Raw genomic sequence first — 10788 nt, 5'->3', positions numbered from 1 at the left:
CCGCGACCGCTGCCCGGGAGCCTTGACCATGTCTGCTGCACAGCCCGCACCGCCTTCCGAGACCGCCGCCCCCCGCCCGGCCGTTCCGGTGACGGCGCCCCTCCCGGCTCCTGACGGGGAGCCGGCCGTTAAGGTGCGGGTGCGATCGCGACGAGACCGTGGGGAGAACGGATGAGCGGCCCCGAGCTGCACGGCATCGAGCGGGTCCGGGGCGAGGCCCCCGGCTGGCCCGCCAACGAACTGGAGGAGACCCTCGCCGCCTGTGCGGGCGTCCCCGGCACCGGCGAGCGCGTCGTCGAGGCGCTCGGCCGGAGCGAGATCTGGATACCCCTGCCCAAGGGCGGCGGCCCCGACAGCCCCGACCTCGACCTGCCCACCGTCGAGCTCGACGGCGCCGCGTTCGTGCCGGTCTTCAGCTCCGAGGAGCAGTTCCGCCGCGTCATCGGCGACCACATGGCCTTCGCGGTCGCCCCCGCCGTGGACTTCGCCCGCGGCCTGCCCCCGCAGGTCGGCCTGGTCGTCAACTTCGAGGGCACGGTCGCCGCGCCGCTGCCCCCCGCCGCCGTCGCCGAGCTCTGCCGGGCCGGCCGGCTGCGGCTGGAGGGCGAGCCCACCGGCGGCCGGGTCCGCCTCCACGAGCCCTACTGGCAGGACGAGCCCACCGCCTTCCTCGCCGCCGCCGGCCTGGAGTTCACCGCCGCCCGCGCCGTGCGCACCGCCCGCCGCGCCCTGGCCAGTGTCGAAGGCGGCCCGCCGGAGCTCTTCGTCGGCGTCGAGCTCGACCTCCCCGACGACGACAGCCGCGCCGCCGCCGTGGACGCCCTGGGCCGCGCCCTGGGCTCGGCCCCCGTCCCCTGGCCGGTCCGCACGGTCTTCCTCGATGTGACCCGCGACCCCGTCGCCGACTGGATGCGCGACCGCGTCACACCGTTCTACGACCGTGACCGGTGACTGCTCCCCTGCGCGCCGCCCCGGCCTCGTAAGCTGGTTGGACGACCGTACGGGAGGCGCGACCGCGCCGTGAGGCAGTGGGCGGACGCGACGCGAGCGTCGGCCGGGAGAAGGGGCGGGATCAGGTGAGCGCGGGCGCGGAGAGCGGCGTGGAGCAGGTGCTGCGCCAAGTGGCGCCCGGGCGGTACGACGTCTACGAGTCGCTGCTGCACGCCGTCGCCGAGGGCCGGCTGTGGATGCTGCTCTGGCACGGCCGCCCCGGCTCGCCCGACGCCCAGTACGGGAACATGGAGGTGGACGGCCTCGGCTACGCCCCCTGCGTCACCTCGGAGCGCGAGCTCGCCGCCAGCGGCTGGAACCGCGCCCACGAGGTCGTCACCGGCCGCTCCCTCGCCGCGTCGCTCTACCCGGGCCGCTGGGGCCTGTGGCTCAACCCGCACGCCCCCGGCGGCGGGGTCGGCATCCCCTGGCTCGACCTCCGCCGCATCGCGGGCGGCCTGGACCGGCTGCCCGCCGGCCCCCTCCAGATCACCGAACCCACTGCCGACATCCCGCGGTTCTACGCGCTGCTCGCGCAGCACGCCCAGCGGACGCCCGCCGTCCGGGCGCTGCGCCGCGCCTGGGTCCAGCCGGCGATCGGCGCCGCCTACCTGGCGATCGGCCTCGACCTGTACGACACCTCGCCGCCCGCCGTGGAGTCGGTCCGGTCGATGATGCGGCAGGTGGTGGCCGTGGTGCCGGAGGGGCTCCCGGTGTCGACGGTGGCGATGTCGGACGAGTTCGACCCGGTGGCGCTGTGGATGCGCTCCCACGCGCGTCCGTTCTACGGGCACGCCGCCCCGAGCGGCGCGGCGGCCCCGGTGCCGGGATACGGGTACCCGCACTAGGCGTCGGCCCGCGCCGCGTACGGGGTCCGCCCGGACGCGGACCGGCCCGCGGGCGATGTAGGTGCCCTCCGGGTCAGCCCCAGACCCAGAGCTCCCAGCCGCCCGACACGTCGTAGCAGTGGTAGGCGCTCTCGCCGTGGCGCAGGAAGTACTCGCCGCCGCCCTGGCACTGCTGGTAGCTCTCATAGAGGTCGATGTAGCGGCCCGCGCCGGCGGCCACGCGGGAGACCGCGGTGCCCTCGGAGGGCGCCGCCACCGCGGCCGCTCCCGCGGCCAGGGCGCCGGTCAGTCCGAGAGTGAGCGCCGCGCCCGCCAGGGCGGCGCGGTGGATCGGTTTCCGTGTCACGTCAACTCCTGTGATTTCGGAGGCGAATGAGTCGCCTGGGGTCGTCTGTGAGCCTGGCCGCCCGCATCGACCCCGTCAAAGTCACGGATGGTACTGGTGTTTCCGGCGCCGCATGGGTAACACCCTCCGCCGGGGAGCGAGTTGACGGGTGTCCCTCGCTGAGCGGCCGTCTCCGTCCGTATAACGGAAGCTCGTATCGCACATCACGGTTGCGCATCCATTGCTCGCCGGGTCTGGCGGGTGATCGTGAACGCGTTGAAGACTCCCGCTCCAAGGACCCGCAGGTCCGGTGTACGACCAGCTCCGCTTGTACTTCCCGCACCACAGCACCGCACAGCACCGCATGTGTCAGTGATGTCGACCGACCGCCTCCCCGGGCGGCCGGCGGAGGCCGGTCCCACCGGCCGAGAGGGGTCCAGCGAACGATGACGGCACCACTCCCCGAGACGAGCGCGACCGGGACCGCGACCGTCGTCGCCGACGCGGAAATCCCGGTCCCGGGCACCACCATCGAGGGCCGTTCCCCCTGGCGCATCGCCTGGACGCGGCTCAAGCGCGACAAAGTGGCCCTCGGTGGCGGGATCGTGGTCCTGCTGCTGATCCTGGTCGCGATCTTCGCCCCGCTGATCGTGGACCTGCTGGGCCACCCGCCGAACGAGTACCACGAGGACCAGATCGACCCCCTCTTCGGCACGCCCAAGGGCTCGTGGGGCGGCATCAACGGCGACTTCCTGTTCGGCGTCGAGCCGGTCAACGGCCGGGACGTCTTCAGCCGGGTGGTCTACGGCGCCCGGGTCTCCCTCCTCGTCGCCTTCCTCTCGGCCGTCGTCGCCGTGGTGATCGGCACCGTGCTGGGCATCATCGCCGGCTACTTCGGCGGCTGGGTGGACACCGTGGTGAGCCGGGTGATGGACGCCCTGCTGGCCTTCCCGCAGCTGCTGTTCATCATCGCGCTGATCTCCGTCGTCCCCAACGAGCTGTGGGGGCTGACCGGTTCGGGCGTCCGCATGGCCGTCCTGATCGCGGTGATCGGCTTCTTCGGCTGGCCCTACGTGGGGCGCATCGTGCGCGGGCAGACGCTCTCGCTGAGAGAGCGCGAGTACGTCGAGGCGGCGCGCAGCCTGGGCGCCGGCCGGATGTACATCCTCTTCCGCGAGCTGCTGCCCAACCTGGTCGCGCCGATCACCGTCTACGCCACGCTGATGATCCCGACCAACGTCCTCACCGAGGCCGCGCTGAGCTTCCTCGGCGCCGGCGTCAAGCCGCCCACGTCGTCCTGGGGGCAGATGCTCTCCAAGGCCGTCAACACCTATGAGGGCGACCCGATGTTCATGGTGATCCCGGGCCTCGCCATCTTCGTCACCGTGCTGGCGTTCAACCTCTTCGGGGACGGCGTACGGGACGCCCTGGACCCCAAGGGATCGCGCTAGCCGTCCCCCGCGTACGGCAACACCCCTCTTCGCGGAGCGGCACGACGGCACACGGCGGGAACGTACCGCCGCCCGTCGGGTCCCTCCGGCACCAGGAGTACGAGCTGAAGGAACCACCCCCATCGCGGTCCGCTCCCCGGTCCGCGACGATCACGGAGGTCGCGACATCTTGGCAACGCACAGGACTTCGAGGCGCGGAACGGCCGCGGGCGCGGCACTGGTGGTCGCGGCCCTCGTCGGGGTCACCGCCTGCGGTGGCGGCGGCAGCAAGAACGACAAGGGCGGCGGCGGAAGCGGCAAGGGCCCCGGCTTCAACGCGGGCGTCGAGAAGGTCGCCAGCCCGTCCGACAAGAAGGGCGGCGAGCTGAAGTTCATCGCCACCCAGGAGTCCGACTCCTGGGACCCGCAGCGCATGTACTACGGCTTCGCCTGGGACTTCGCCCGCTACTACGTCCGTACGCTCGTGACCTCCAAACCGGAGCCGGGCCACGCCAGCGCCGAGCTGGTGCCGGACCTGGCCACGGACCTGGGCAAGGTCTCGGACGACAAGAAGACCTACACCTTCACCCTGAAGGACGGGATCGCCTGGGAGGACGGCAGACCGATCACCGCCCAGGACATCAAGTACGGCATCGAGCGCACCTGGGCACAGGACAAGATCTCCGGCGGTCCCACCTGGCTGATGCAGGTCCTGGACCCGGAGAAGAAGTACAAGGGCCCGTACAAGGACGAGAGCAAGGACAAGCTCGGCCTGTCGGCGATCGAGACGCCGAACGAGAAGACGATCACCTTCAAGCTCGCCAAGCCCAACGGCGACTTCCTCCAGATGCTGGCGCTGCCGGCGGCGGGCCCGGTGCCCCGGGACAAGGACACCGCGGAGAAGTACAGCCTCCGGCCGTTCTCCAGCGGGCCGTACAAGTTCGAGTCGTACAGCCCCACCAAGAGCATGGTCCTCGTCCGCAACGACAAGTGGAACAAGGACTCCGACAAGGTCCGCAAGGCGCTGCCGGACAAGATCTCGGTCAAGTTCACCACCAACGCCGACGCGATGGACAGCGACCTGATCGCGGGCAACTACGACCTCGACCTCAACGCCACCGGCATGGGCTCGGCCGGCCGCCAGAAGGCGCTGCAGACCGCCAAGGCCAACCTGGACAACCCGCAGACCGGCTTCATCCGGTACGCGGCCTTCCCCAAGTCCGTCGCGCCCTTCGACAACGTGCACTGCCGCAAGGCGGTCATCTACGGCGCCGACCACACCTCCCTCCAGACCGCCCGCGGCGGCCCCCAGGCGGGCGGTGACATCGGCCTCAACATGATCCCGCCGGCCGTCACCGGCCACGACGCGTCCTACGACCCGTACAACCTCAAGCAGGGCGCGGCCGACCCGGCCAAGGCCAAGGAGGAGCTGAAGGCCTGCGGCAAGCCGGACGGCTTCAAGACCACCATCGCGGTGCGGAACAACAAGCCGCAGGAGATCGCCACGGCCGAGTCGCTCCAGGCGTCGCTGAAGAAGATCGGCATCGAGACGCAGATCGACCAGTACGACGGCGCGCAGTCGTCGACCGTCGTCGGCGCTCCGGCGAACGTCAAGAACAAGAACTACGGGATCATCGTCTTCGGCTGGGGCGCGGACTTCCCCAGCGGCCAGGGCTTTCTCCAGCCCATCGTCGACGGCCGGTTCATCCTCGACACCGCCAACCAGAACTACCCCGAGCTCAACGACCCCGAGGTCAACAAGCTGATGGACCAGGCCATCGCGGAGAGCGACCCGCAGAAGGCGGGGAAGATCTACCAGGAGGCGAACAAGAAGGTCATGGAGGGCGCCTGGTACCTGCCCTTCACCTACGAGAAGAACATCATCTGGCGCAGCTCCCGGCTGACCAACGTCTACACCACGGACGCCTTCAACGGCCGGTACGACTACGCCTCCCTGGGCGTCGTCCGATGACGGTCCCCGGACCGCACCCGACCGTCGTCCGTCCGCTCCTCCGGCGCTCCCGCCGCTAGGCCCGAAGGGCAGGTGAGGGCCGAGCGCGGCGGTCCGGTGGACACGCGTCCACCGGACCGCCGCCGGGCCGACCGCAGTGTTCGCTTACATCGTCAGGCGGCTGTTCGCCGTCATCGTGATGCTTCTCGTGGTCACACTGGTGACCTTCTTCATCTTCTTCACCATCCCCAAGCTCACCGGGGCCGACCCCGCCGCCATGTACGTCGGCAAGCAGGCGGACCCGGAGACGATCGAGGGCATCCGGCAGAAGCTCGGGCTCAGCGATCCGGTCCTGGTCCAGTTCTGGCACTTCGTCACCGGCATCTTCACCGGCCGCGACTACACCGGGGGCGGCACCACCGACCACTGCCCGGCGCCCTGCTTCGGCTACTCCTTCCGCACCGAGCAGGCCGTCTGGCCGATCCTCACCGACCGGCTGCCCCCGACCCTGTCGCTCGCGGGCGGCGCCTGTGTGATCTGGCTGCTGTTCGGCCTCACCGCCGGTGTGGTCTCCGCCCTCAAGCGCGGCACCAAGATCGACCGCGGTGCCATGATGACCGCCCTGGCCGGCGTCTCGCTGCCGATCTACTTCACCGCCCTGCTGCTGCTCGCGCTGTTCAAGTACAAGCTCGGCTGGACCTCGTCCGAGTACGTGGACTTCGCCGACGACCCGGCCGGCTGGTTCGGCGGGCTGATCCTGCCCTGGATCGCGCTCGCCTTCCTCTACGCGGCCATGTACGCCCGGCTCACCCGCGCCACCATGATGGAGGTCCTCGGCGAGGACTACATCCGCACCGCCCGCGCCAAGGGACTCACCGAACGGGTGGTGATCGGCAAACACGCCATGCGCTCCACCATGACCCCCATCGCCACCATCCTCGGCATGGACCTCGGCGCCCTGGTCGGCAGCGCGATCCTCACCGAGAGCGCCTTCAACCTGCCCGGCCTCGGCCAGGCAGCGGTCACCGCCATCAACAACCGCGACCTGCCGATCATCCTCGGCGTGGTGCTGATCGCCGCCACCGCCGTCGTCATCGCCAACCTCGTGGTGGACCTGCTCTACGCCGTGATCGACCCCCGTGTGAGGCTCTCATGACCACCACCCCCGAGCCGGCCGTCACCGAGGCCGAGGAGCCGGCCGGCGGCCGCGCCTACCTGGACGTCCGCGACCTGCGCATCCACTTCCCGACCGACGACGGCCTGGTCAAGTCCGTCGACGGGCTCTCCTTCCGGCTGGAGAAGGGCCGCACGCTGGGCATCGTGGGCGAGTCCGGCTCCGGCAAGTCCGTCAGCTCGCTCGGGATCATGGGCCTGCACACGGTCGGCCAGTACGGCCGGCGCAAGGCCCGGATCTCCGGGGAGATCTGGCTGGACGGACGGGAGCTGCTCGGCGCCGACCCCGAGGAGGTCCGCCGGCTGCGCGGCCGGGAAATGGCGATGATCTTCCAGGACCCGCTGTCCGCCATGCACCCCTACTTCACCATCGGCGCCCAGATCGCCGAGGCGTACCGCACCCACCACGACACCGACAAGAAGACCGCCCGGAAGCGGGCCGTCGAACTGCTCGACCGGGTCGGCATCCCCCAGCCCGACCGGCGGGTGGACGACTACCCGCACCAGTTCTCCGGCGGCATGCGGCAGCGCGCGATGATCGCCATGGCGCTGGTCAACAACCCCGCCCTGCTCATCGCGGACGAGCCGACCACGGCCCTGGACGTCACCGTCCAGGCGCAGATCCTCGACCTCATCCGCGATCTGCAGAAGGAGTTCGGCTCCGCCGTCATCATCATCACCCACGACCTGGGCGTGGTCGCCGAGCTGGCCGACGACATCCTCGTCATGTACGGCGGGCGCTGCGTCGAGCGCGGACCGGCCGAGCAGGTCTTCTACGAGCCCCAGCACCCCTACACCTGGGGCCTGCTGGGCTCCATGCCGCGCATCGACCGCGAGCAGACGGAGCGGCTGATCCCGGTCAAGGGCTCCCCGCCCAGCCTGATCAACGTGCCGCCCGGCTGTGCCTTCAGCCCGCGCTGCCCGTACGCCGACGTCCCCGAGAAGGGGGTCACCCGGACCGTACGGCCCGAACTCCGCCCGGTGGCGGGGGAGAAGAGCCGGGGCCACGTCACCGCCTGCCATATGACGCAGGAGGAACGGACGCGGATCTGGACCGAAGAGATTGCGCCCAAGCTGTGAAGGACCGAGCTGTGCCTGAAGTCCCTGAAGACAACGACGCGGTCGCCGCGGACGCTCCGGAGAAGGCCGCGCCCGGCGGGGGAGCGGTCCCGCTCGGCAAGGAGGCGCCCGCCGCGGCCGGGGGCGCCGCCCGGCCGACGGCCCCGTCCGGCGGCCCGTCCGGGGCCTCGTCCTCCGCCCCGTCCGCCGTCCCGGATCCGGACGCGCGCCCCCTGCTCCGCGTGGAGGGCCTGGTCAAGCACTTCCCGATCACCAAGGGGCTGCTGCGCCGCCAGGCCGGTGCCGTGCACGCCGTCGACGGTGTCAGCTTCGACGTCCGGCCCGGCGAGACCCTCGGCGTCGTCGGCGAGTCCGGCTGCGGCAAGTCCACCATGGGCCGGCTGGTCACCCGGCTGCTCGAACCGACCGGCGGGACCATCGAGTTCGAGGGCAAGGACATCTCCCACCTGGGGGTCGCCGGGATGCGCCCGATGCGCCGGGACATCCAGATGATCTTCCAGGACCCGTACTCCTCGCTGAACCCCCGGCACACCGTCGGCACCATCGTCGGCGCGCCCTTCCGGCTCCAGGGCATCACGCCCGAGGGCGGGGTGAAGAAGGAGGTGCAGCGGCTGCTGGGACTGGTGGGCCTCAACCCCGAGCACTACAACCGCTACCCCCACGAGTTCTCCGGCGGCCAGCGGCAGCGCATCGGCATCGCCCGCGCGCTGGCGCTCAAGCCCAAGCTGGTGATCGCCGACGAGCCGGTCTCCGCGCTGGACGTCTCGATCCAGGCCCAGGTGGTCAACCTGCTCGACGACCTCCAGGACGAGCTCGGGCTGACGTACATCATCATCGCCCACGACCTGTCGGTGATCCGGCACGTCTCGGACCGGATCGCGGTGATGTACCTCGGCAAGATCGTGGAGCTGGCCGGCCGCCGGGAGCTCTACGGCGCGCCCATGCACCCGTACACCAAGGCCCTGCTCTCCGCCGTGCCGGTGCCCGACCCGCGGCGGCGGGCCAAGCGGGAGCGCATCCTGCTCAAGGGCGACGTGCCGTCGCCGATCTCGCCGCCGTCCGGCTGCCGCTTCCACACCCGCTGCTGGAAGGCGACGGACGTCTGCCGGCGGGAGGAGCCGGTGCTGACCGCGCTGCGGACCGGGCACCAGGTGGCCTGCCACCACCCGGAATCCGTGGAGGAGCCGGCGGGGGCGGCGGGGGAAGCGGTGGCCTGAGCGGAGGGGCCCCGCGGGAAACCTCCCAGGGCGGGACAAGGGGGACACCCGGCCGACCGGTAAGAATGTCGCGTGCTCACCGATCTGTTCACCCCCTCCGTCCAGCACTGGCTGGACATCGCCGGGATCTTCGTCTTCGCGATCTCCGGCGCCCTGCTCGGCGTCCGCAAGAACTTCGACGTCTTCGGCATGGCCGTGCTGGCGGAGGTCACGGCACTGGGCGGAGGTCTCTTCCGGGACCTGGTCATCGGTGCCGTGCCGCCCGCCGCCTTCAGCGACCTCGGCTACTTCCTCACCCCGCTGATCGCCACGTTCATCGTCTTCTTCCTGCACCCCGAGGTGGAACGGATCACCAGCGCGGTGAACGTCTTCGACGCCGCCGGGCTCGGCCTCTTCTGCGTCACCGGGACCGTCAAGGCGTACGGGCACGGGCTCGGCCTCACCCAGTCCGCCACCCTCGGGCTGGCCACCGCGGTGGGCGGCGGCGTACTGCGCGACGTCCTCGCCCACGAGGTGCCGTCGCTGCTGCGCTGGGACCGCGACCTGTACGCCGTCCCGGCCATGGCCGGCGCCGCGACGGCCGCCCTGATGCTGAAGTACGGCGTACTGCACGGCCCCACCAACGCCATCCCGGTCGTCGTCGGCTGCGGGCTGCGGCTGCTCTCCATGCGCTTCCACTGGCGGGCCCCGCGCGCCTGGCACCGGCGCAGCGCGGCGGCGGAGGAGCTGCAGCCCGGGGTGGGGCCGCAGATCACCGGGCGTAAGGCTACCCGTCGGTAACCTACCGGAGGTACGGTGCCCGCATGGCACTGGCAAGCATCGGCAACAGCGAGTTCGACCGGGACACCGCGATCACGTCGCGCGCTCCCGGCGCCCCGGCGGACGGCCCCGCCGAGCACGACGTCCACATCCACCAGGGCTGGACGCTCTTCGGCGCGGCCAACGGCGGCTACCTCCTCGCCATCACGGCCCGGGCCCTCGCGGACACCCTGCCGCACCCCGATCCGTTCACCCTGACCGCCCACTACCTGAGCGCCACCCGGCCGGGCCCGGCCGTGGTCCGCAGCAGCGCGGTGCACACCCGCCGGTCGCTCTCCACCGGCCAGGCGAGCCTGTTCCAGACCGCCGAGGACGGCACCGAGGTCGAGCGGCTGCGCGTACTCGCCACCTACGGCGAGCTGGACGCGCTCTCCGACGATGTGCGCACCACCGCCAAGCCGCCGGAGCTGCCGCCGCGCGAGCACTGCGTCTCCCGCGACGACCTCGGCGGCGGCGAGGGCTTCGGCGCGGCCGAGATCGTCTCCCGCCTCGACCTGGCGCTCGACCCGGCCACCGCCGGCTGGGCGACCGGCGGCCCGGCCGGCCGGGGCGAGATGCGCGGCTGGTTCGACTTCGCCGACGGCCGCGACCCGGACCCGTTCTCCCTCCTCCTGGCCGCGGACGCGCTCCCGCCGACCCCCTTCGACCTGGGCATCATCGGCTGGGTCCCGACCGTGGAGCTCACCGTCCACGTCCGCCGCCGCCCGGCTCCCGGCCCCCTGCGCATCGCGGTCGTCACCCGCAACCTCGCCGGGGGCTTCCTGGAGGAGGACGCGGAGATCTGGGACGGCGAGGACCGGCTGGTGGCGCAGTCGCGACAGCTGGCACGACTGCTGACCTGAGGGGCTACGGCAGCCCGTCCGGCGTTTGAGGACGCCCCCGCCTCCCCCCTCAGCCCGTCCGGCGTTTGAGGACAACCGCGCGGAGCGCGGTTGCGGGGGTGCGGGGGGGGGGG

Annotated in this window: 10 protein-coding genes; 9 read left to right on the top strand and 1 reads right to left on the bottom strand. The window is 71.6% G+C overall.

From position 1 onward, the window contains the following. Positions 1–171: 171 nt before the first annotated feature. Together ACSNOK_RS24775 and ACSNOK_RS24770 are read left to right on the top strand one after the other, a co-directional pair. Positions 172–951, top strand: coding sequence for an enhanced serine sensitivity protein SseB (locus tag ACSNOK_RS24775; RefSeq protein WP_436782971.1), 780 nt, complete (start codon positions 172–174; stop codon positions 949–951). A 125-nt stretch (positions 952–1076) separates the two neighbouring features. After that, positions 1077–1838 (top strand): enhanced serine sensitivity protein SseB C-terminal domain-containing protein, encoded by a 762-nt coding sequence (locus tag ACSNOK_RS24770; protein ID WP_436782970.1) that lies wholly within the window; start codon positions 1077–1079, stop codon positions 1836–1838. 73 nt (positions 1839–1911) lie between these two features. Here ACSNOK_RS24770 and ACSNOK_RS24765 read toward each other — a convergent pair whose 3' ends face one another. Continuing rightward, a complete protein-coding gene (locus ACSNOK_RS24765; RefSeq protein WP_436782969.1) occupies positions 1912–2184 on the bottom strand; it encodes a hypothetical protein in 273 nt (90 codons plus the stop codon). A 425-nt stretch (positions 2185–2609) separates the two neighbouring features. Between ACSNOK_RS24765 and ACSNOK_RS24760 the strand changes: the two genes are divergently transcribed. The 7 genes from ACSNOK_RS24760 to ACSNOK_RS24730 all read left to right on the top strand — a co-directional run bounded on the left by ACSNOK_RS24760 (position 2610) and on the right by ACSNOK_RS24730 (position 10675). Beyond that, positions 2610–3614: an ABC transporter permease gene (locus tag ACSNOK_RS24760; RefSeq protein WP_436782968.1), complete on the top strand. Its 1005-nt coding sequence runs from the start codon at positions 2610–2612 to the stop codon at positions 3612–3614. A 169-nt stretch (positions 3615–3783) separates the two neighbouring features. Beyond that, entirely contained in the window at positions 3784–5565 is a 1782-nt protein-coding gene (locus ACSNOK_RS24755; protein WP_436782967.1) for an ABC transporter substrate-binding protein, read from the top strand. 136 nt (positions 5566–5701) lie between these two features. Further along, a complete protein-coding gene (locus ACSNOK_RS24750) occupies positions 5702–6700 on the top strand; it encodes an ABC transporter permease (RefSeq protein ID WP_436782966.1) in 999 nt (332 codons plus the stop codon). Continuing rightward, positions 6697–7797, top strand: a complete 1101-nt coding sequence (locus ACSNOK_RS24745; protein ID WP_436782965.1) for an ABC transporter ATP-binding protein — start codon at positions 6697–6699, stop codon at positions 7795–7797. Before ACSNOK_RS24750 ends, ACSNOK_RS24745 begins: the two co-directional genes overlap by 4 nt. Before the next feature lie 212 nt (positions 7798–8009). After that, a complete protein-coding gene (locus tag ACSNOK_RS24740; protein ID WP_436782972.1) occupies positions 8010–9014 on the top strand; it encodes an ABC transporter ATP-binding protein in 1005 nt (334 codons plus the stop codon). 72 nt (positions 9015–9086) lie between these two features. Beyond that, entirely contained in the window at positions 9087–9794 is a 708-nt protein-coding gene (locus tag ACSNOK_RS24735) for a trimeric intracellular cation channel family protein (RefSeq protein WP_436782964.1), read from the top strand. A gap of 23 nt (positions 9795–9817) precedes the next feature. Continuing rightward, positions 9818–10675 carry a thioesterase family protein gene (locus ACSNOK_RS24730; RefSeq protein WP_436782963.1) on the top strand — a complete coding sequence of 286 codons (858 nt, stop codon included), beginning with the start codon at positions 9818–9820 and terminating at the stop codon, positions 10673–10675. The last annotated feature ends 113 nt before the right edge of the window (positions 10676–10788 follow it).

The organism is Streptomyces sp. URMC 126 (assembly GCF_051386555.1).
In the GTDB taxonomy this organism is placed as follows: Bacteria; Actinomycetota; Actinomycetes; order Streptomycetales; family Streptomycetaceae; genus Streptomyces.
This window is presented reverse-complemented; position numbering and strand designations above follow the sequence as displayed.

Coding starts and splice junctions, on each gene's coding strand:
- ACSNOK_RS24775 (WP_436782971.1), top strand. CDS start 172: ATGAGCGGCCCCGAGCTGCACGGCATCGAGCGGGTCCGGGGCGAGGCC.
- ACSNOK_RS24760 (WP_436782968.1), top strand. CDS start 2,610: ATGACGGCACCACTCCCCGAGACGAGCGCGACCGGGACCGCGACCGTC.
- ACSNOK_RS24745 (WP_436782965.1), top strand. CDS start 6,697: ATGACCACCACCCCCGAGCCGGCCGTCACCGAGGCCGAGGAGCCGGCC.
- ACSNOK_RS24730 (WP_436782963.1), top strand. CDS start 9,818: ATGGCACTGGCAAGCATCGGCAACAGCGAGTTCGACCGGGACACCGCG.